The 21,060-nt window shown below is 50.0% G+C and carries 15 protein-coding genes; 5 read left to right on the forward strand and 10 right to left on the reverse strand.

The window, feature by feature from the left end; all coding sequences use genetic code 11:
• Window positions 1-6: 6 nt before the first annotated feature.
• From F0L74_RS29985 to F0L74_RS29995, 3 genes are read right to left on the reverse strand one after another with little or no spacing between them, the layout of a single operon-like run.
• Complete coding sequence (locus tag F0L74_RS29985) at window positions 7-1,464, reverse strand: RagB/SusD family nutrient uptake outer membrane protein (RefSeq protein ID WP_149841565.1); 1,458 nt, start codon at window positions 1,462-1,464, stop codon at window positions 7-9.
• Between the two features lie 12 nt (window positions 1,465-1,476).
• Window positions 1,477-4,983, reverse strand: coding sequence for a SusC/RagA family TonB-linked outer membrane protein (locus F0L74_RS29990; RefSeq protein ID WP_149841566.1), 3,507 nt, complete (start codon window positions 4,981-4,983; stop codon window positions 1,477-1,479).
• Window positions 4,984-5,012: 29 nt separating this feature from the next.
• Window positions 5,013-6,062: a FecR domain-containing protein gene (locus F0L74_RS29995; protein ID WP_149841567.1), complete on the reverse strand. Its 1,050-nt coding sequence runs from the start codon at window positions 6,060-6,062 to the stop codon at window positions 5,013-5,015.
• 208 nt (window positions 6,063-6,270) lie between these two features.
• Between F0L74_RS29995 and F0L74_RS30000 the strand changes: the two genes are divergently transcribed.
• On the forward strand, window positions 6,271-6,504 hold the full coding sequence (locus F0L74_RS30000) for a DUF433 domain-containing protein (RefSeq protein ID WP_149841568.1): 234 nt from the start codon (window positions 6,271-6,273) through the stop codon (window positions 6,502-6,504).
• A gap of 71 nt (window positions 6,505-6,575) precedes the next feature.
• Here F0L74_RS30000 and F0L74_RS30005 read toward each other — a convergent pair whose 3' ends face one another.
• The 5 genes from F0L74_RS30005 to F0L74_RS30025 form a co-directional block, all read right to left on the reverse strand.
• On the reverse strand, window positions 6,576-7,181 hold the full coding sequence (locus F0L74_RS30005; RefSeq protein WP_149841569.1) for an RNA polymerase sigma factor: 606 nt from the start codon (window positions 7,179-7,181) through the stop codon (window positions 6,576-6,578).
• A gap of 99 nt (window positions 7,182-7,280) precedes the next feature.
• Window positions 7,281-8,261 carry a glycoside hydrolase family 43 protein gene (locus F0L74_RS30010; protein ID WP_149841570.1) on the reverse strand — a complete coding sequence of 327 codons (981 nt, stop codon included), beginning with the start codon at window positions 8,259-8,261 and terminating at the stop codon, window positions 7,281-7,283.
• A gap of 55 nt (window positions 8,262-8,316) precedes the next feature.
• Window positions 8,317-9,939 (reverse strand): Na+/H+ antiporter, encoded by a 1,623-nt coding sequence (locus tag F0L74_RS30015; protein WP_149841571.1) that lies wholly within the window; start codon window positions 9,937-9,939, stop codon window positions 8,317-8,319.
• Window positions 9,940-9,982: 43 nt separating this feature from the next.
• Window positions 9,983-10,642: a class I SAM-dependent methyltransferase gene (locus tag F0L74_RS30020; RefSeq protein ID WP_149841572.1), complete on the reverse strand. Its 660-nt coding sequence runs from the start codon at window positions 10,640-10,642 to the stop codon at window positions 9,983-9,985.
• Between the two features lie 24 nt (window positions 10,643-10,666).
• The gene (locus F0L74_RS30025; protein WP_149841573.1) at window positions 10,667-11,926 is read right to left on the reverse strand and encodes an NAD(P)/FAD-dependent oxidoreductase; all 1,260 of its coding nucleotides are present in this window, start codon (window positions 11,924-11,926) and stop codon (window positions 10,667-10,669) included.
• A gap of 125 nt (window positions 11,927-12,051) precedes the next feature.
• Here F0L74_RS30025 and F0L74_RS30030 point away from each other — a divergent pair, with 125 nt between their 5' ends.
• A complete protein-coding gene (locus F0L74_RS30030) occupies window positions 12,052-12,915 on the forward strand; it encodes a dienelactone hydrolase family protein (protein ID WP_149841574.1) in 864 nt (287 codons plus the stop codon).
• 78 nt (window positions 12,916-12,993) lie between these two features.
• On the opposite strand, the gene F0L74_RS30035 is transcribed toward F0L74_RS30030, so the two are convergent.
• Window positions 12,994-14,667 (reverse strand): FAD-dependent monooxygenase, encoded by a 1,674-nt coding sequence (locus tag F0L74_RS30035; protein WP_149841575.1) that lies wholly within the window; start codon window positions 14,665-14,667, stop codon window positions 12,994-12,996.
• Between the two features lie 161 nt (window positions 14,668-14,828).
• Between F0L74_RS30035 and F0L74_RS30040 the strand changes: the two genes are divergently transcribed.
• The 3 genes from F0L74_RS30040 (at window position 14,829) to F0L74_RS30050 (ending at window position 19,786) form a co-directional block, all read left to right on the forward strand.
• Entirely contained in the window at window positions 14,829-15,797 is a 969-nt protein-coding gene (locus F0L74_RS30040) for a helix-turn-helix transcriptional regulator (RefSeq protein ID WP_149841576.1), read from the forward strand.
• A gap of 441 nt (window positions 15,798-16,238) precedes the next feature.
• A complete protein-coding gene (locus F0L74_RS30045) occupies window positions 16,239-19,016 on the forward strand; it encodes an outer membrane beta-barrel family protein (RefSeq protein WP_149841577.1) in 2,778 nt (925 codons plus the stop codon).
• A 20-nt stretch (window positions 19,017-19,036) separates the two neighbouring features.
• The gene (locus F0L74_RS30050; protein ID WP_149841578.1) at window positions 19,037-19,786 is read left to right on the forward strand and encodes a GLPGLI family protein; all 750 of its coding nucleotides are present in this window, start codon (window positions 19,037-19,039) and stop codon (window positions 19,784-19,786) included.
• Window positions 19,787-19,807: 21 nt separating this feature from the next.
• Here F0L74_RS30050 and F0L74_RS30055 read toward each other — a convergent pair whose 3' ends face one another.
• Window positions 19,808-21,058: a glutamate-5-semialdehyde dehydrogenase gene (locus F0L74_RS30055; RefSeq protein WP_149841579.1), complete on the reverse strand. Its 1,251-nt coding sequence runs from the start codon at window positions 21,056-21,058 to the stop codon at window positions 19,808-19,810.
• Window positions 21,059-21,060: the final 2 nt, after the last annotated feature.

Raw genomic sequence — 21,060 nt, forward strand, 5'->3', positions numbered from 1 at the left:
TTATTTTTAGCGGTGACCATATGCAATTTCATCATTGGGGAATGGCAGCACGAATATGGAATTGCCGGCGGCAATAGGGTTACCGGCAAGGCCGATGATCGGCTGGTTTAAGCGTTTGTACATATAGAAGATCTGTCCTTCTGCAAAGAACTCCTTCCGGGCTTCTTTCAGCAGCTCCTGTATCAGTACTGTTTTAGAAGCGTCGTTCCGCTTAGTGCCAATACCCCTGTTCTGGCGCACGGTGTTAAAATAGTCCCAGGCCTTTGCAGGGTTGCTGTCAAACGTACATTCCGCCGCTATATAATACATCTCGCTCAGGCGGATGGCAGGCGCCATTTGCGGGTGCAGGTTCGCGTCCGGATCGCGGGCGTATTTATCTATACGCAGGTAAGTACCGTTGCCGGAGGTTTGTTCTGTAACCCATTGTTTAAACCGGAAATCATCGCCGCCAACACCGCCTGTTTCGTAGATATTACGGCCGCCGGCGGTGGTCGTATACAAACCCTGATCTGCGTTGCGCAGGAGGGTCCTCAACTGGTCCGATGTGTTGGGAATGTAAAACCCGAATACCAGCTCCTTATATAGGATACGGTCTTTGGTCTGCTCGTTCGGGTTCATAAAATCCGCCTGTTTGGTAAAGGGGAATTTATTGGCATTGATCACCTCCAGCGCATTCGCTAATGCATTGGCATTATCACCCTTATACAGGTAAACCCGGGCCAGCTCGCCGCATACGGCATAATAATTCAACCGGTGACGGCGGTTCTGCATAAACAGTTCGCCATCGTTTTCTGTAGAGGAATCTGTTTGGTTATACCCCACCTTATAAGCGGGAGACCGGATGGGGTCTGCGGCCAGCAGCTCTTTAGCGGCCAGCAGGTCCTTGATCATCAGGTCCAGCGCTTCGCTGGTCTTATACATCTTAGGTACATCCTTGCTAAAGGCGGTCACGTAAGGAATACCGCTGCCATTGGGCGCCAGCAGGTAGGAAACCGCAAACATACGCAGCGCATCGAAATGGCAATAGGCGCGCATGGCCAGGGCCTCCCCTTTTATGATGGCATAGATGGCCGGCGTTAAAACGGCCTTTTGTTTATCTATATTATCCAGGATCTGGTTGCTGTTGGCAATTACATTATACAATCCCTGCCAGGCGCTGTCCTTTTTGATCAGGAAATAGTCATCCTTATAGTTAAACAAGGCGGTTTGCTGATAATGGAACACATCCAGGGTACCCAGGGCATAGTTCTGTGCCAGTACTTCCGGCAAACCTACCGTGAGCTCCACACCGTAGAGGTCTGTTTGCGCGCAGCGGCTGTACAAGCCGTTCAGCGCTTCCTTAAACCCGTCTTCTGTGCTGAACAGCGCATCCTGCGACACCTGCGATTTAGGCGTTACATCCAGCCATTTACTGCAGGAACTGAGCGCCGCTATTGTTATGATTAATATCAAATACTTTTTCATCTGCATGATCTTTTAGAACCGGGTGGATAATGAGAATGTGAAGTTGCGGGCAAAAGGATACTCAATACCCCTTTCTATCTTAACGGAAGACCAATACGCCAGGTCGTTCATCGTTAAGGCGCAACGGAGGCCTTTCATCCGCAGGCGTTTACAGAAAGCCGCCGGCGCTTCGTAAGACAGGTATACGGACTTCAGCTCCAGCCGGTTCTCTTCCTGTACAAAACGGGAAGTGGTGAGCGTTTTTCCCTGTTCAGAGATATTTTTGAAGAACACAATATCCCCCGGCTTTTGCCAACGGCCGGCCAATGCACGGCTATCCACATTATACCAGGGATTGGCATTCTCTACACGATCCACCAGCGTTTGGTTATAGATATCGCCGCCCAGGCGGGTGTAGAAGCTGAATTGCAGCATCCAGCTTTTGTAGATCAGGTTACCGCCAAAATAGCCTTCCAGCTTAGGAGTTTGATCGCCTACCGGTACCACATCCCTTACATCGTAATCGTAGGTAAGGGTACCATCCGCTTTTTCGTAGATCTCGCGCCCGTTCTCCGGGTCAATACCGTGGGATTTTACGGCGTAGATCGTGTTCAGCGACTGGCCTTCTTTATAACGCAGCAACGGCACGCCTTTAAGGCTATCATTGTTCTGCTGCTGTTTATCCACCTGTTCGTTATACCCCTTCAACGCGTCTGAGATCTTGGTGATCACGTTGGTATTATGTACCAGGCTCACATTCACATTGGCTGCCCAGTTGCGGTTATGCCATACGTTGGCGCGCAGGTAGATCTCAAAGCCTTTGTTCACCATCTCGCCCAGGTTTTCCTTGTAGCTTTTAAAGCCGGTGGAAGTAGGCACGTTAATATCTGTAAGCAGGTCTTTGGTTAGCTTGTAATAATAGCGGGGAGAGATATAGAGGCGATCGTTGAACATGCCCAGCTCTGTGCTCAGGTCATAGTTGCTGGTACGCTGCCATTTGAGGTTGGGATTGCCATAAGCGGCAAACACCGCGCCCACGCCGGTAGAATACCAGTTGCCGGTATAGTATTGATAAGTAGTATTAGACAGGTAGGCCGGAAAGGACACATCCCCCGTTAAACCGGTGGTAGCCTTGATCCGCAGCTGGCTGATCTTCGTATGCTGCAGGAAAGCCTCTTTATGCAGGTTCCATCCCAGACCGTAGGACCAGAAAGGGGCCATGCGGGAATTAGTACCAAACTTGGAAGAGCCATCCACCCGCACGGTACCATCCATCAGGAAACGGTTCTGGAAAGAGTAGTTAAAAGACAGGAAACCGCCTATCAGCCTTTGCTCTTCTATACTGCCGGTGGGAGCGCCATCTTTCAGATAGACGCGGGCAAAGGAGATATCCGTAAACCGGTCGTTGGTAAAGCCCTGGGCCTGCACCTGTTTAACGGTATTTTTAGCAGCCTGTATATTGGTACCCAGTGAAAAATTGAGGAAATGGGACTGTTGCAGCACCTTGTTATAGTTCACCGTCAAAGACCCATCCACCTGCCAGTTATCCTGGGTATTATAGGTATACTTACCGCGGTCTTTGAGCAGATCGCCCGTATAGGTAAAGAATTCATTGCTGAGCGGGGACGCAAAGATATCCTCAGAGGCTTTGCGTTTGGTCAGGGCCACATTGGCATTTACTTTCAGCGCCTGGGAAGGATTGTACTCGATAGCGAAATTGTCCACAAACTCCAGGTACTCAGATTTATCGAAGCTGCCGGTAGAGGCATCCCACAGCGGGTTTAGCACATTCTGCGAAGCAGCCTGCACCGCGCCGGTGGCCGCATTCCTGGACAGGAAATTCCATTTATCCACCTGCTGTATGAGCCTGCCGGCAGAGTCACGCATGGGATAATAGGGGTTCATGAGCACATACTTATCAAAACTGCCATAGGGCGACTCTGTTCCGTTTACCTGTGAAATGGTGAACATATTACGGAACAGCAGTTTCTGGTTTTTAGGCTGATAAGATAAAGTAGTGCTAAGACTGTAACGGTCACGGCCAGAGCCTTTCATTACCCCGTTATTGGTCTGGTAGCGGGCATCCACCCCATAACGCATAGACGAAGAACCGCCCTGCAGGGAAAGTGAATGTTTATGCCCCAGATCTGTAGACAGCGGTTGGGATAACCAGTAAGAATTAACGCCGCTGGCCACATTCCGGTATTTGGAATAATACAGCTCTTCCAGCTGGTTGGGATTGTTTACGCCATTAGCGGTATACAGCCCTGCCAGCCGCTCGTACTCCAGCTTATCTTTTGCATTTAATACGCTGTAAGGCGCCAGGTCCGGCGCATTTACATTCAACTCATAGTTATAGTACAGCTCCAGCTCCCCCTCTTTAGGCGCACGGGTCTGTATGATCACCACGCCGTTGGAAGCGCGGGAACCATAGATAGCGGTAGCCGCGGCGTCTTTAAGCAGGGTCACCATTTCCACCCGGTTAAAGTCCAGGTCAAAAATGGTTTCTATACTTACCTGGTAACCATCCAGCATAAACAGCGGCAGATTGGTTACGCTGGCCAGCTGGGTGCGGCTTAACTGCCCGGCGCTGGCGCCTGCAGGTAATGCCGTAGTACCGCGCACATTGATATTAGGCAACTGGTTAGGGTTGGAGCCCGCCAGGTTATTTTCCACCAGGCGGAAAGAGGGATCAGAAGCCTGGATACTCTGCAGGATATTCTGCGGGTTAAACCGCTTCAGCTCCTCCCCGGTGATGGTGATAGCGGAGCCGGTATAACTTTCTTTCTTTAAACGCTGGTAACCGTTCACTACAAAGTCCTTCATGGACTGTACTTCCGTTAACAGCTTTATATCGATGGAGGAACGGTTCTGCACCTTTACCTCCTGTGCTTTATAGCCTATATAACTGAATACGATGGTACCATTAGGCGGTACGTTATTGAGGCGGTAACGGCCATTCTCATCCGTTTTGGTACCGTTGGAGGTACCTTTTGCCACCACCGTTACGCCGGGCAGGGCCAGGCCGGATTCCTCCGTTACCTGTCCGCTAACGGAAAACTGCTGTTGCAGCGTATTGTCCGGCTGTACATTGGTTTGTGTGGGAATAGTGGCCATGTTGATGGCGTCCATTTTGATCACCGGTTGTGCGGCAGGCTGGTAGACCGTTTGTTTGTGCTCTTTCCGGTACAGTACGTACTGGTTATCCGTTACCTGTTCCGCCTCCAGGCCCAGGGGGGCCAGGAACTTGTTCAGGTAATCGATAAATTTCATGGAAGGATCCTTTGCCGGCGGAGCGTCTGCATAAATACCATTGACCGTATTGCCTACGTAGTTGATACGGATCTTATAACGGTGCTCCAGGTGCGCTAAATGATCTTTCAGCGGTTCGTCCTCTTTCTTGTGATTTTGTACCGTGTTGGCTGCGAATATAACACTTGACCGCTGTGACGTACCTGCGGCAGCGGGCAAGCTGCCGGTTTGTAATAGTAACGCCAAAGCAAGGCCACCACCGGTAATTCCGGCGTAAAATTTCACCATAGCATTAGATTAAGGTTGGTTATATATTGTTACCCCTGTATACTGCTGATTACATACGTGTTCTCTCCTGTCTGTTCGATATGGATATTGAACGACCGTTCAAGGGTTTTAAAGAACACCTTGATATCATCTATAGAAATATTGCCTGTAAATGTTTGCCTGCCTATGCTCTCGTCTTCCAGCTGTATGATGATACCCAGGTTATCCTGCAGGGATTTAATGACCTCCGTTACTGGCGCATCGTTAAAGATGAGCACCCGCCTGCGCCAGGAAGCATACTCATCCGGGTTTACCCGTTTATTGGTCAGGGATGCGGTAGCGGCGGAATAGGTGACCATATCACCCGGTTTCATGGTAATAGCGGCTTCGCTTTTAGACTCTTTAAGCGTAAGCTGCACCACTCCATTATTCAGCACCACCTGTGTTTGAACCCGGCGGGTATTTACATTAAACTCCGTGCCTACCACCTGGATGTTAACATCGTTGGTATGCACAATAAACCGGCGGTTATCCCGCTCATGGCGTACGGTAAAATAGGCCTCCCCGCGCAGCCATACCTCACGGGGACCTTTTTTGTTCCAGTCTTTGGCAAAATGTAACGTGGAATTTACGTTTAGCTTCACTACCGAATGATCCGGCAGCTCAATAGTTTTTTGTTCACCCATTACCGTGGCATAGCGCACGGTGCCTGCCCCGTAAAATAAAAAAATCGCATAGGCCGCAATCAATACACCGGTGAGAATGGCGGCATAGGGCATCCACCGGCGCAGGCGGCTTTTTTTACTACGGGGCAAGCCCGGCATGGGTACCAGTCTGCCGCTGACTGGCATATGTTGGTTTGCGATGGAAATACTTTCCTGTATCTTTTCCCAGGTTTGCTGCTGATCCTGCGGGGCGGGCGCATGGCCGCCTATCAGCAGGAGCAGGTCCCGGGCTTTGAACAAATCCTGTCGTTTTTCCGGATACGCCTGCATCCACTGTTCCCAGAAACGGGCAGCATCCGGATCCTGTTCCAGTACCCATTGACGGAAAACAGGATGTTGCAAAAATTCTTCTGTTGTATAGTCCCTGAATGTCATCTATAGATATTAATCAGATAAAGCGTGGAATGATTGAAATCTTAGCGTGTTTTGAAGGATTTTTTTGGAGAAAATTTAAATGAATGATAATCAATGTATCTATGTGGTTAAATAGTTCTTCATATTGTGGTTTGCGTTTATATAAGTGAAACTTCCACTTGATTATAACGTATTTTTGCAGCGTATCCAATAATATTAGTTTTAATAAATGGAAAATCTGTTATCACGCATTACAATTAACCCGGAAGTAGGGCATGGTAAACCTACCATAAAAAATACCCGCTATACTGTGGAGTCCATGCTGGAATATCTTGCTGGTGGGGACACCATTGAGGATATCTTAAGCGAGTTTAAGGACTTGCAGCGGGAGGATATACTTGCCTGTATAGCCTATGCAACCGCATCCATGAAGTTGAAAGATATTGAAATCCCCGCTGCGTGAAGTTTATCCTGGACGCACATTTGAACGCAATGCGAGTAAAATCGCATTGCTGCTTGAAGAGCACTCTTTCCTTATACTTGAACAAGACAAGATAAGGATATTGGAATAATCCCCCACCCCAGCACCAATACCAGCTTATCGCTATGCTTTTTCAGATAACTCATTGCCTTAGCCAGTAACACATACGTGGAATTTACGCTCAGCGCCATGATATCTGCCGTTTGCTGCGTATCCAGCCCTTCATAGTACCGCAGGTATAGGATCTCCTGCTGGCGGCGGGGCATGCTGCGGATCACTTTTTCCAGTTTTGCCTTACGCTCCTGGTCTGCCTGCTGCCCTATCAGCACCTCCTCATGGGACCGGGTAAAGGACAACGAATCCTCCCGGTCGTCAAAAAGACGTTGCATAATGCCCTGCTGCTGGCGGCCAATCTTCCTTTTAAGGCTGGCCAGCAGGTAAAAACGGATAGAGCTGGTCACAGACAGCCGCTCCCGGCTGTGCCAGATACCCACAAACAGGTCGTGGATACAGTCCTTTACCAGGTTATCATCCTGGTTTAACTTAAGGCCGTACCGGTAAAGTGAAGTGAAATAGGTATTGTAAATGAATGCCAGGGCGTCCTGATCGCCTTCAATTACTTTGGTCCAAAGCGCGCTATCATTCAGACTGCCGTACAAATCGTCCCTGGTTTAAGAATTTTTTATGCTATTTGGTATAGTGTTTAGCTGGTGGCGGGCTAAAGATATAAACCGGAACGATAGGATACAACACAACGATCAGCGTATTTTCACCGGAGTTACCCCCTCGTTGGTGATCTTTACGGGCACGATGAGCCCATTTTCGTCAAACCGCATCTCATCAATACAGGTTACCCGGTGATTGGCGGCCGTTTCCGTAAGCGGGCGGCGGTGGTAAACGATATAAAAGCGGTCAGTGCCCGGCACGTTGATCACGGAGTGATGGCCGGCGCCGGTAGCCACGGTGGTATCCTGTTGCAGTATTTTGCCAATACGTTTAAAGGGGCCTGCCGGGGAGTCTGCTATGGCATAAGCTACGGAGTAATTGGGCCCGGTCCAGCCGCCTTCTGACCACATGAAATAGTATTTGCCGTTATGGATAAACATAAAAGGGCCTTCCACGTAGCCGGAAGGGGTGATCTCCTTAAACTCAGTACCGTCTGCAAAAGGCTCAAAACCGGTAAAATCCGGTTTTAGCCGGGCAATATTACAATGCCGCCAGCCGCCATAGATCATATAGTACTGGCCATCCTTATCATGAAACACAAATTGGTCAATGGGTTGCGCGCCGTTATGGAACTTATCGATCAGGGGTTTGCCCAGGTAATCCTTATAGGGGCCGCCTGGTTTATTGGACACCGCTACGCCTATACCACCCTGCTCCTGGTCGTTCTGGATATCGTTAGCGGCAAAAAAGAAATAATATTTACCGCCTTTTTCTACAATAGCGGGCGCCCACATGGCTTTTTTAGCCCATTTAACGGCGGCGGTATCCAGTATATGCGGGTGTTTGGTCCAGCGGCCCAGATCCGGGGAGGAAAAGGCGTCAAAGAACACCTGCTTTTCATATTTGTCAGAAAAAGTGGGAAATATCCAATAGGTCTTGCCAAAGATGGCGGCTTCCGGATCGGCATACCAGCCATTGATTACCGGGTTGCCGGCTTTTGCGGGAGCGCTTTGCTGCGCCATAGCGGGTATACTCATAGCCACTGCGGTCAGTAGCGCCAATGTCTTTCTCATATCGTTACGCAAACTTGGGTGAGGAAAACGCCAATATACAAATTTTTAGATGGCGTTATTCATCATCACCGGTGATCATTAGCCGGATCTTTTCCTCCTCCAGGTCCAGCAGGGTAATATATTTGCGGATAAGATCCTCATCCACTTCCTGTTTTTTGTTTAGCTGTTGCAGCAGCCTGCGTTGTTCCCCTATCACAGCAGTGGCTACGCTATGATACTGCCCGTTGGCAATGATCGTTTGCTCGTGCGCATGGTCTTTTTCCGGTCCCAGCAGGCGCTCCAGCTGCCGCAGATCGCTTTCGTACCGTACCCGCAGGCTTTGCAGCTGTTCGCTGGCTGCCACCTGGTCTTTATACAGCTCGTCCAGTAAACGCAGGCCGGCATGGGACAGTTTCTTCCGCACTACTTTTTCCTGCTCTTCAATGGACATAACAGCATCCTGGTCCTCCATATTTACCCAGCGCACCACCCATGGCAGCGTAAGGCCCTGGAATACCAATGTGACCAGGATCACCATAAAGGTGATGAACAAGATCAGGTTACGTTGCGGAAAAGGCTGGCCATGCAATGTTAAGGGAATAGATAATGCCGCCGCCAGGGATACCACACCCCGCATACCGGCCCAGCCAAATATGAACGGGCCTTTCCAGCCAGGGTTACTATCCGCCGTAGTAATGAATTTACTGGCAAACACCGTGAATATGGAAGCCCCCATGGTGCTGAGCAGGCGGATCACAATAAGCGCGGCAGAGATGATCAGTCCGTAGCGGATAGCGGCGCCCAGGCTTATATCGCCCATCTGCTGTACAATATAAGGCAGCTCCAGCCCTATCAGCATAAATATGATACCATTCATGGCAAAGCCAATGGTAGCCCATACATTCTCGCCCCGGAAACGGCTGCGGTAATCCAGTATCACGTTACTGCGGGTATTAAGGAAAAGGCCGCCGCTTACAACGGCCAGCACGCCGGAAAAATGGAATTGCTCCGCTACAATATACATGATGTAGGGAGCTATGAAGGTGAGCACAATATCGATATTGGGCGTAGTGGGCAGCCAACGGTGAATGGCGTAAAACACCAGCGCCACGGCCAGCCCGATCACGATACCCATAATGATGACCAGGAAAAAACTGAGCACCGCATCCTGAAAGATAAACTTGCCGGAGTCAATAGTGGCCAGGGCAAAACGGAATACGATCAAACTGGCGGCGTCATTCAGCAGGCTCTCCCCCTCTACAATGGTGACCATCCTTTTGGGCACATTGATATGCCGGAGGATAGAGGTGGCAGAAACTGCATCCGGCGGGGAGATGATACCCCCCAACAGAAAACCCAGCGCCAGCGTAAAAGCGGGTATAAGGTTGGAAGAGATCACCGCAATAGCGGAGGAGGTAAGGATCACGATCAGGAAGGCAAAACTGGCTATTACGCGCCGCCATTTCCAGAAATCCTTCCAGGAGGTTTGCCAGGCGGCTTCAAAGAGCAGGGGCGGCAAAAAGATCACAAAGATCAGTTCCGGATCAATCTCTATCTGCGGCAGCCGTGGCACAAAGCTCAGGCAAAGGCCGCCCAGCACCAGCACTATCGGGTACGATATCTTAAGGCGCTGCGCCAGCATCACCAGGAACAGAATGATCAGTAACAGTAACAGGTAGATGCCCAAGGTAGTGTGCATAAGCTCATGCGTTTTGCCGTTGCATTAAGATAATACAAATCCCCTACATCCACTCTAACACGCAGCCTTTAAGTATCCTTTTCTTTTCAAAGGCCCCGGTTTCTTTAAAGCCTGCTTCCAGCCACAGGTCCTTAAACTGGGGATTAGCATACAGTACTTTTATGGGGCGGTTATGGCGTTGCAGGCTTTCCTGCACTTTGGTGATGAAGGGCGCCATTACCGTGCCATCAAAGGGATTAAAGAGGAAGATAACGCCCGTGCGCTCTGGTATATCATAGTAACGTGCATCTGCACAAATGATCTGGAAATTGATATCCGGGTGACGGTCCTGCACGCCTTCGCATACCTCCAGGGCACGCTCGCAAAGCTCTTCGGAAAAGTCAATACCGATCATATCTTTAAAGCCGTATACCGCGCCCATAGCCAGTACGCGGCCCCGGCCGCAGCCTACATCCAGCAGCGTGGTTTGCAGGTCTGCCGGCTGTAGCTGGTCCAGCAACCAGGTGGCGGAATAGTAGTTGACCGGCTCATAGATGCTGAAGTGTTTACGCTCCTGGTCCGGCAAATGGTCCGGCAAACTGTCCAGGCCAATGGTGCGGATGCCGTATTTCTTTTCACCCCGGATCTCCTCCCTCGTAACAAAAAAGGCCAGCTCCAGTCCCCAATGCCAGCTCAGATAAATAAAGTATAGCAGGTATCGCATGCAATAATGTTTAACCGGTGGCGGCTATTTTTCGTTGTCTGGGCGGATGATCATACGCAGCGACTGGTCTTTGCTGAAATAGGCCACCGTCCAGTTATACAAGGTCTTTAAGCGGTTGCGGTAATTGATCAGCGACATCACGTGCACAAACAACCACAGGAAAAAAGCGATCACCCCTCTGAAATGTAAGGTTGGCGGCAGGTCTGCTACCGCTTTATTACGGCCAATGATAGCCATGGATCCTTTATCATGATAATGGAACAGCGTGGGCGTTTTACCGGTTTCCATGGCCTTAAAGTTCTTTGCCATATGCTTACCCTGCTGAATAGCTACCTGCGCCACCTGCGGGTGGCCATTAGGGAATTTCTCATCTGCCGTTTGCAGGCAGGTATCGCCAATGGCATAGATATTTTCCGTGCCCTGTACTTTGTTAAACCCGTCTACGATCATGCGTTTGCCGCGGCCATAACTGGTGGCCGGTATGCCTTCAAATATTCTGGCGGTAACCCCGGCGGCCCATATCAGTGTTTTAGCTTCAATGGTATCGCCATCATCCAGTATCACTGTATCATTCACATAATCCTTTACGTGCACATTCAGCCGTATCCGCACACCCATCCGCCTGAGCGCATTGTGCGTATCTTTTTGCGATTGTTTGCTCATGGGGGACAGCAGCGCCTCGCTGCCGTCTACCAGGTAAATTTCGCCCCGTTTACCATGCAGTTCCGGGTAATCCTTTAGCACGATGGTACGGCCCATTTCTGCCAGCATGCCGGATATTTCCACACCGGTAGGCCCGCCGCCGGCTATTACAAATGTGAGCAGTTTTTTACGCTCTGCTTCATCCTGGGTGATGATAGCCTGTTCCATTTGCTGCAACATACGGTTACGCATGGCAATAGCATCGTGCAGGGTTTTCATGGGGATGGCATGCTGCTTTACGTTCAGCATGCCAAAATAATTGGTCTCTGCCCCGGTGGCAAATACCAGGTAATCATATTGCAGATCCCCATTGGAAAGTATGATCCTGTTTTCTGCCGGCACTACTTGCTTCAGCTCGCCTAAACGAAAACGCAGGTTCTTCTTTTTACGGAATAATTTCCTGAACGGATAGCTGATGCTGGAGGGTTCCAGGAAAGCGGTGGCCACCTGGTAAATAAGCGGCGGAAAGAAATTGTAATTGTTCTTGTCTACAAGCGTTACCTCAAAATTATTATTGCCTGCCAGTGCGCGCGCCAGGTTGATACCGGCAAACCCACCACCTATGATCACGATATGCTTCATGTGAACCGAAATTTGCATTACATTGAAAAACAGGAAATTAAATTGCTGACATTGTTTCCCAAAATCATTAAATTTAGTACTACTTTCTCATGATATAAAACTTTGCTTACATCAAACCCTTATTTATGGACCAACGCATCATCAACCTCTTTGACGAATATACCCATAAGCCGCTGCGGCGCGATGAATTCATCAGCCGCCTGATAAAACTTACCGGCAGTCTGGCCGCGGCCACCGCCATATTGCCCATGCTGGAAATGAACTATGCCCATGCCGCCACCGTACCGGAAAATGCGGCCGGCATAGAAGGTGAAGATATTACCTATCCCGGCGATGGTATTACCATGAAAGGGTACCTGGTAAAACCAGCCGGGCAGGATAGCGCCAAAAAAGGCACAGTGATCGTGATCCACGAAAACCGCGGCCTGAACCCGCATATCCGGGATGTAACACGGCGGGTGGCGCAAGCCGGTTTTATAGCCCTGGCGCCGGATGCGCTTTCCGGCACGGGCGGCACTCCCCAGAACGAAGACGAGGCCCGTGACCTGATAGGTAAACTGGATGCGCAAAAGAACCTGCAGAATTTCCTGAAAGCGATCGATTACCTGAGCGGCCTGCCCAACAGCAATGGCAAAACAGGCTGTGTGGGCTTTTGTTGGGGCGGCGCCATGGCCAACCAGATGGCTGTAAATGCCCCATCGCTCAAAGCGGCAGTAGCCTATTATGGCCGCCAGCCGGATGCGGCGGATGTGCCTAAGATCAAGGCGGCTGTACAGCTGCATTATGGCGGGCTGGATGAACGCGTAAACGCCGGCATTCCTGCTTATGAAGCAGCGCTCAAGGCTGCGAGCGTAAAGTATGAGCTATATATTTACGAAGGCGCGCAACATGCATTTAATAACGATACCGCCCCTACGCGGTATAACAAGGAGGCAGCAGAACAGGCATGGGGAAGAACGCTGCGGCTGTTTAATGATACATTGAAATAGGATTATCCGGATAATGAAAGTCCCTGGCTGTAAAGCAGTCAGGGACTTTTTTATAGGTAGTGGTCTGTACCGTGTGTATTATCTGAAAGTCTGTAACGCCGCTGCCAGTGCTGACGCAGGCTGTGCAGGCATGGTCTTGCAACGCCAGGCCACAAACCCATCCGGTCTTATCAGCACCGCGCCGGAGGCAGCTATACCCAATAATTCCTTTACCGGTTTTTCATCATATACCAAAGTACCCGTGGCTCCTATACTATACACCGGAATATCCATTAACGCAGCGGCCTGCAACCAGGGAGCGTTATCCACCCCAGTGAACAATACAAAGCTTTTTCCCAACACGTCCAATGTAGATACCCGTTGCTCCCGGTACTGCACCCAGGCATGCGGCGCCCTGGTACCCGGGCTGCCATCCAGCGCCGCAGCTTGTTGATAGCTGTTAGCAGACATATCCGCCGCCGCTGCGCTATACAGGTAATCCGGCAGGCCCACCAAACCGGCTATAGACCGCATATACAGGCGCTGGCTCCACCGGCTCCAGCCTAGCCACCCGGCAACCTTTGCCCGCATTACCTTCCACATAAGCCCTATGATGTTGGCAAAATCCTTTTGCAGCAAGCCATCGTTATCGGAATATCTGCCGGATTTAACAGCATTGTACAGCCCTATTGGTTGCCGCTCCGGGCTATAGGTATGCAGCAATGCAGGCGATGCCGTTCCCTTTAGTACGGCCGCCAGTTTCCAGGCAAGATTATGCGCATCCTGTATACCGGTATTGGCGCCTTTGCCGCCATAGGGCGTCATTACATGGGCCGCATCCCCGGCCAGGAAAATACGCCCATGTTGCATTTGCTCCACTACCTTTACGGTAGGCTGCCAGGGCAGCACGCTGATAATGCGGATATGGATATCCGGCAGGCCGATCACCTCCCGCAATATGGCTACCAGCTTCTCAGTAGTATAATCCTCCGGCGCGGCTACCGCAGGATCATAGTGTAAATGAAACACCCAGCGGTTACTGTTGTTGATGGCCGCCACGAAGCCTTTACATGTAGCTGTTCTGATGATCGTAAGGCTAAACTCCCTGCCCCGCACAAAAGCGGCCAGATCCGCCTCAAAATAGATATTCAGCAGGCTGGCAATAGCGCCCCGGCCGGTGGTAGCCGCCTGCAGCGTCTCGCGTACCGGGCTTTTAGCCCCATCTGCTGCGATCATATAGGCTGCCTGCACGGTTCTTATATCCCCGGTATTGCGGCAGCGCAGGCGGGCGGTGACCCCTTCATCACCCTGTGTAAAATCCACCAGTTCTGTGTAGAACTCCAGCTGTGCGCCCCTTTCCCTGGCAGCCGCCACCAGCACCGGCTCTGACAGATCCTGGGTGCAGCGGGCGCCGGTTTCCGGGCTCAGGGTGGTGATAATATCCATGCCAGGGAGCTTTGCCAGCCCTTTCTTTTTACCTGGCTTTGCTTTTTCCAGCGCCTGGGCTATAGAGGTACTGTGGTGAATACCCCAGGCCGGCGCCAGCGCCTTACCGGCCTCGCGGATGGTATCGCTGAGCTGTAAACTCCGGTACAGCTCCATAGTGCGCACATCAAATCCCCTGGCGCGCGGGTGGATAGAAGTGCCCTGGTGTCTTTCTACCAATAAAGGGGTAATGCCCTGCTGTAACAGGAACAAGGCGGCCGATAGCCCCACTACGCCGCCGCCTACGATCAATACGGGCGTTTGTATGTTTGTTGTTTGCTGATCCATTGTTTGATTGAATTGTATGCTTGCGCTTTGTTAATCCGCTACCCAGCCTGTTCTTATCAAGGCTGTTAAAACTGTGCAAAAATGCCTTATCTGCCGCCCCACGCTTAGCATAAAATGGATTATTTTGTACCTTAAACGGATAACTATTATACAGGAATACCATGCGTGAGGAACCGCCGGAAAAACAACCTGATTTCCCGGGTTTTGATCATTTAAGAGGCCTGCCGGACAGTGCAACGCCGTACAATTTCTTCGTTTCCCTGCCGGAAGTGACAGGGCATTACCGCCTGCTGAAAATGAATGGCTTAGCCGTTTCTGATGGCTATATGGAGCTGAAGAGCCAGCGCCTGAGCGTGCATATGGAGCACATCAACGACCTGCCCCTGATAGAGATGAACTTTTCACTGGAAGGTAATATCCGCCAAAAGCTGGGCTTCGTGCAGGATGATGTAATGTATACCAAAGGGTACCATAACATTATGTATAACCAGGGAGAATGGGAACGTAACCAGTTCCTGCATTGCGGTATCCATAACACCTTCACGATTAACATCCATGCAGAGCGGTTCCTGCAGCTGTTCTATGGCCACTCCTTCCCTATGGATGAGCTGGTGGAGAAAGTAGTCAAAGGCACCCCCTTCCTGGTGCAAAGGCCCGGCATCACCTTTACTCCCCAGATGGGCGCCATTATCCAGTCATTCTGGAATACCCCGCTTACCGGCGGGTTGAAAAGCCTTTTCATGGAAACAAAAATGATGGAGCTGTTATTGCTGCAGTGGGAGCTGTTCCTGCAGCCAACGCCCTGTAAAGCGCAATATGACCTGGAAAAGCTGGAACTGGCTAAAGAAATATTGCTCAAAGACATGCAGCATCCGCCTTCCCTCACACAGCTGGCCCGCTTATGCGGCCTTAATGAATTTAAGCTGAAGAAAGGCTTTAAGGAGGTATACCATAACACGGTTTTTGGGTATTTTGCCTCCGTCCGTTTAGAGCAGGCCAGGCAGCTGGTATTACATACCGGCAAAACCCTTTCTGAAATAGCCTATGAAACGGGTTTTAGCCATCCCCAGCACTTTCAGCGGGCCTTTAAGCAGCAGTTTGGGATGGCGCCCGGCCAGCTCAGGAAGTAACCTCCAGGTAACCGCTTTATCACCCAATAATCCGTAATAAGTACAACAGAATCCGTCATATAGGCATTCTTTACCAGCTTTTTAAGTTGCACCTTTGTTTTACGATTTTCTCAAACAAGAAAACATCCACATAAAGTGGTTTAGATATTAACAGTGTAACAGTTGTAGGTTTAGGTAAAGGCCGGGATATTCTTATTCCGGTTTTCTTTTTTATGGGGCCAGATGATAAATTCCACCGGTATTATTTTAACTAAACGCCACCCTTATTCCTTGTTTTATAAGCTATACATCGCCGGTTAATATAATATCATCCCACACCTGATATCTATCTAATTAACATATTTTTCACTATGGCATAAAATAAACAGTGAGAGTTTTTGTTATTCTTTGTGGAAATAAACAACAAACACATCTATAAAGTCTAACCCTTCAACCCTGCGAATGAAGACACTACCTGTTTTGATTGTCAGCCTGGCCGTCCCTTGCCTGTGCTATAGTCAACAAGCATCTGTTAAAGGCAGTATTCTCGACACGCTGAACCATCAGCAGCTTTCCAACACCGTTATAGCAGTTTTACAGGCAAAGGATTCTATGCTGTACACCTTTACCCGTACAGATGCCGCAGGCAAATTTGAACTGTCGCACCTGCAACAGGGCAAGTACCTGCTGCTGGCCACTGCCCCGGGGTATGCGGATTATGTGGAACCTGTTACGCTGGCGGATAGCGCTGCTGCCGCACATGTGAAGATCATCCTTTCCCTTAAAAGCCGGTTGCTGCAGGAGGTAGTCATCAACCAGCAGATTGCTGCCATCAAGCTAAAAGGAGACACCACAGAATACAATGCAGATAGCTTTAAGATGCAACCCAATGCTACCGTAGAAGACCTGCTGAAAAAGCTGCCCGGTATACAGGTGGATAAGAACGGACAGATCACTGCGCAGGGTGAAAAGATCCAGAAAGTACTGGTAGACGGTGAAGAATTCTTTGGCGACGACCCTACCCTGGCCACCCAGAACCTGCGGGCGGATATGGTAGACAAAGTACAGGTGTTTGATAAAAAAAGCGACCAGGCCGCCTTTACCGGTATAGATGATGGCGAAAAGACCAAAACGCTGAACCTGAAACTGAAAGACAGTAAAAAGAACGGCTACTTTGGTAAGGCTGCCGCCGGCGCAGGTAATGATGGCTTTCACGACAGCCAGCTGATGCTGAACCTCTTCAAACAAAAACTAAAACTCTCCGGTTACGGCATCGTCTCCAACACCGGAAAAACCGGGTTAAACTGGAATGAAAGACGTAATTACGGCGGATCTGGAGATGATGTAAGTTATAACGAAGGAACGGACGACTACACCTTCAACTTTGCTGGTGATGACCTGGAAAACTGGGACGGACGATACAGTGGCGAAGGCTATCCGCTGGTACAAACAGGCGGGCTGCATTTCAATAACAAATGGAACGAAGACCATCAGTCCCTGAACGGAAACTATAAGATCCTGCAGCTATACATGGATGGTGGTAGCGATACCCGCTCCCAGTACCTGCTGCCGGATACCCTGTACTATACCAACTCCAGCGAACGCTTTGCCAACAGCATATTACGCAACCGGGCAGACGCCAGCTACGAGCTGCAACTGGATTCTTCCTCTTCCATCAAGATCAATATAGATGGCGGCCTGGATCATAAGAACACGCATAGCGCTTATACTACACAATCCCTGGCGCAGGATAGCACGCTGGTAAACCAGAACGAGCGCAACATCACCAACACCGGCGATATGCGTACCCTGAACAGTAACATCCTATGGCGGAAAAAGCTGCGCAAAAAAGGCCGCACGCTCTCCTTCAATCTACAGGAAAGATACCGCGAGAACACCTCAGATGGCTATCTGGATGCGATCACTGAATTCTATAAAGATGGCGGTATAGAAAACACACAACGCATAGATCAATACAAGACCAATAATACGAAGAACACTACGTTCGATACAAAGCTTACTTATACGGAGCCGTTATCCGTCGCATCATCCCTGATATTTAACTATGGCGTCATAGTTAATAACAGCAATTCCGAAAGGAATTCCTTTAACCAGGATAACAATGGCAAATACAATAACCTGGACTCCGTATACAGCAGTGATTACGTATTCAACACCTTCACCCACCGTGGCGGGCTTAACTACAACCTGGTAAAGAAAAAACTGCGCGCCAATGTAGGCGGCTCAGTAGGCCTCACCAGTTTTGACCAGCAGGATATGCACATCGGCATAAGTCATAAACGTGATTTTGTGAACTGGTATCCCGCAGCTTTCATTAGCTATATGCTCAACACACAACGGCGCCTTGGGCTCAATTATAACGGTAACACGCGCCAGCCGGGCATTGAGCAGCTGCAACCGCTGCGCACCAATGACGACCCGCTGAACGTCAATATTGGTAACCCAGATCTGAAGCCCTCTTTTTCCAATAACCTGCGGCTTTCCTTTTCCGATTTTAAGATGCTTACAGAACGCAATATTTGGGTAAGTATAAACTACACATTTACCGATAACGCCATTACCAGCAAAAGCACGATCGATGATCAGGGTAAAAGGACCAACCAATCTGTGAACGTGGACGGCAACAAAACTGCGTTCCTGTATTTCAACTACGGTATGAAACTGAAAAAGGCAGATATGCGCCTGGGCTACTTCCTCAACGCCAATTACAGCAGATATGCCAACTATGTGAACGGCGCCTTGAACACCACCAACAGCGGCGGCTACACCAACGGTATCTACCTGTCTAAATCCAGGGAGAAGCGGTATGATATAAACCTGGAGGCATCCGCCACTTATACTACCAGCCGCTCCTCCGTACAACAGAACATCCAGACCAACTACTGGACCGCCGCCATAGGCCCCAATGTTGATCTGTTCCTGCCCTGGAAGCTGCAGCTGCATACAGACTTGAACATTAACCTGCGGCAAAAGACAGCGGTGTTTGTGAGCAATAACAATGTATTCATATGGAATGCCTGGATAGGGAAAAAGCTATTCAAGAATGACGCGCTGTTGATAAAAGCATCCGTAAATGACCTGCTGAATGAGAACATTGGATTTAACAGGCAGGTGAACAGCAACTTTATATCTGAACGTACTTACAGCACCATTGCCCGTTACGTGCTGTTTTCCGTTAACTGGAACTTCAACAAGAACGGTGGCGTTAAACAACCCTGATCAAAATTAAAATCAACAGTATGAGATCATTACTGCTTTGTATACTGCTACTGACCAGCGCGGCCAATGCCCTGGCCCAAAGTCCGGTGTACCTTACCACAGGCCGTATTGAGTTTGAAAAACGTTTAAATGTATACGCCCGGCTGGATGAGATGTTCACAGACAATAACAGCCCCTGGAAAGAGATGGAGAAGAAACGGCAGCCACGGTTTAAGATCACCTATTTTGACCTGCTATTCCGCGGCAATAATACCTTATATACACCCGGCAGGGACAACCCGGATAACATACGCCTACAGCCGGAGCCTGGCGATGAAAACGTGATCTACGATAAGTTGGATACCCATGAGACCATTGCCCAGAAAAAAGCTTTTGAACAGGTATTCCTTATAAAAGACAGCACCCGTGCTATTAAATGGAAGATCACGGATGAAAAGCGCAACATTGCCGGGTTTGACTGCCGCCGGGCCAATGCCGTGATCATGGATTCCATTTACGTAGTAGCATTCTATACAGACGCCATTGTTACACCCGGCGGGCCGGAATCCTTTACCGGGCTGCCTGGTATGATACTGGGCGTAGCGCTGCCCTATGAGCACATTACCTGGTTTGCCACCAAAGTGCTGTCGGAAGATGTGCAGGAAACGGCACTTAAAGTGCCGGTAAAAGGCAAAAAAATGGACAATAAAGGATTTAGGGAAACGATAAACGGAAGCCTGAAAGACTGGGGACCGTATGGCAAAACATACATGAAGGTGCTGCAACTATAACAGCACCTCTTATCCCTTTACTTATACCCGCACCTGCCCATTGCCATACACGTACCACTTTTCGGTGACCAGTTTTTCAAGGGCAAAAGGTCCGCGGGCATGCAGCTTCTGCGTAGAGATACCTATCTCCGCGCCTAAGCCAAACACGCCTCCATCTGTAAAACGGGTGGAGGCATTTATATATACGGCCGCTGCATCCACTTCATTCATAAAACGCTCGCTGATGGCAGCATCCGTACTCACAATAGCTTCGGAATGTTTGGAGGAATAATTGCGTATATGTGCCAGCGCTTCATCTGCACTGTCTACTATCTTAATGGAACATTTGAAATCAAGGAACTCCCGGCCAAAATCTTCCGGGGTGGCATGCTGTAGCTGCGGGTAACCCAGCTGCTCCAGTATGGGGTAGGCCGTATCATCCGCAAAGATCTCTACCTGGTAAGCCTGCAGCGCGGGCGCTAACAGTTGCAGCAGATCCCTGGCCACCGGCCCGTCTACCAGCACGGTATCCAGCGCATTACAAACAGAAGGACGGGATACCTTGGCATTGGTCACAATAGCGCTGGCCTGCAGCAGGTCTGCCGTACGCTCCACATAGGTGTGGCAAACGCCTGCGCCGGTCTCTATTACCGGCACACGGGCATTGGCCCGTACAAAATCGATCAGCTGCTGGGAGCCGCGGGGTATGATGATATCTACATATTTCACAGCGGTCAGCAGCTCCATTACCAGCTCACGATCCACCGGCAGCAACTGTACAATAGCGGCCGGCAGCTTAAACTCCTCCAGCACCTGTTGTATCAGACCTACTACGCAGGTATTGGTATAAAACGCGTCTGATCCGCCACGCAGCACACATACATTGCCGGAGCGTATACAAAGGGCCGCTACATCTACCGTTACATTGGGACGGGATTCATAGATCACGCCCACTACGCCCAGGGGTGCGGTGCGTTTCTGCACCAGCAGGCCGTTATCCAGCTTGCGCTCCATCAATAACTGGTTGGCAGGGTCCGGCAGCGCGGCTATATCCAGCAGGCTGTCTGACAATTGCTGGATCCGTTTTTCATCCAGCAGCAGCCGGTCCTTCTTAGGGTCCGTATCCGCCATGCGCGCCAGATCTTGTTGATTAGCCGCAACAATGGCTGCGCTATGTTCCTGCAGGCGCATGGCCAGCTTTTGCAACAGCTGTTGCTTTTGCTGATCCGGCAGCGTTTTTACCGCGGTGGTAGCCTGCTGTGCTTTTTCCAGTATTGATATGATAGATGTCATTA

It is taken from the genome of Chitinophaga agrisoli (assembly GCF_008386695.1).
In the GTDB taxonomy this organism is placed as follows: Bacteria; Bacteroidota; Bacteroidia; order Chitinophagales; family Chitinophagaceae; genus Chitinophaga; species Chitinophaga agrisoli.

Coding starts and splice junctions, on each gene's coding strand:
- F0L74_RS29985 (WP_149841565.1), bottom strand. CDS start 1,464: ATGAAAAAGTATTTGATATTAATCATAACAATAGCGGCGCTCAGTTCC.
- F0L74_RS29990 (WP_149841566.1), bottom strand. CDS start 4,983: ATGGTGAAATTTTACGCCGGAATTACCGGTGGTGGCCTTGCTTTGGCG.
- F0L74_RS29995 (WP_149841567.1), bottom strand. CDS start 6,062: ATGACATTCAGGGACTATACAACAGAAGAATTTTTGCAACATCCTGTT.
- F0L74_RS30000 (WP_149841568.1), top strand. CDS start 6,271: ATGGAAAATCTGTTATCACGCATTACAATTAACCCGGAAGTAGGGCAT.
- F0L74_RS30010 (WP_149841570.1), bottom strand. CDS start 8,261: ATGAGAAAGACATTGGCGCTACTGACCGCAGTGGCTATGAGTATACCC.
- F0L74_RS30015 (WP_149841571.1), bottom strand. CDS start 9,939: ATGCACACTACCTTGGGCATCTACCTGTTACTGTTACTGATCATTCTG.
- F0L74_RS30020 (WP_149841572.1), bottom strand. CDS start 10,642: ATGCGATACCTGCTATACTTTATTTATCTGAGCTGGCATTGGGGACTG.
- F0L74_RS30025 (WP_149841573.1), bottom strand. CDS start 11,926: ATGAAGCATATCGTGATCATAGGTGGTGGGTTTGCCGGTATCAACCTG.
- F0L74_RS30030 (WP_149841574.1), top strand. CDS start 12,052: ATGGACCAACGCATCATCAACCTCTTTGACGAATATACCCATAAGCCG.
- F0L74_RS30035 (WP_149841575.1), bottom strand. CDS start 14,667: ATGGATCAGCAAACAACAAACATACAAACGCCCGTATTGATCGTAGGC.
- F0L74_RS30040 (WP_149841576.1), top strand. CDS start 14,829: ATGCGTGAGGAACCGCCGGAAAAACAACCTGATTTCCCGGGTTTTGAT.
- F0L74_RS30045 (WP_149841577.1), top strand. CDS start 16,239: ATGAAGACACTACCTGTTTTGATTGTCAGCCTGGCCGTCCCTTGCCTG.
- F0L74_RS30050 (WP_149841578.1), top strand. CDS start 19,037: ATGAGATCATTACTGCTTTGTATACTGCTACTGACCAGCGCGGCCAAT.
- F0L74_RS30055 (WP_149841579.1), bottom strand. CDS start 21,058: ATGACATCTATCATATCAATACTGGAAAAAGCACAGCAGGCTACCACC.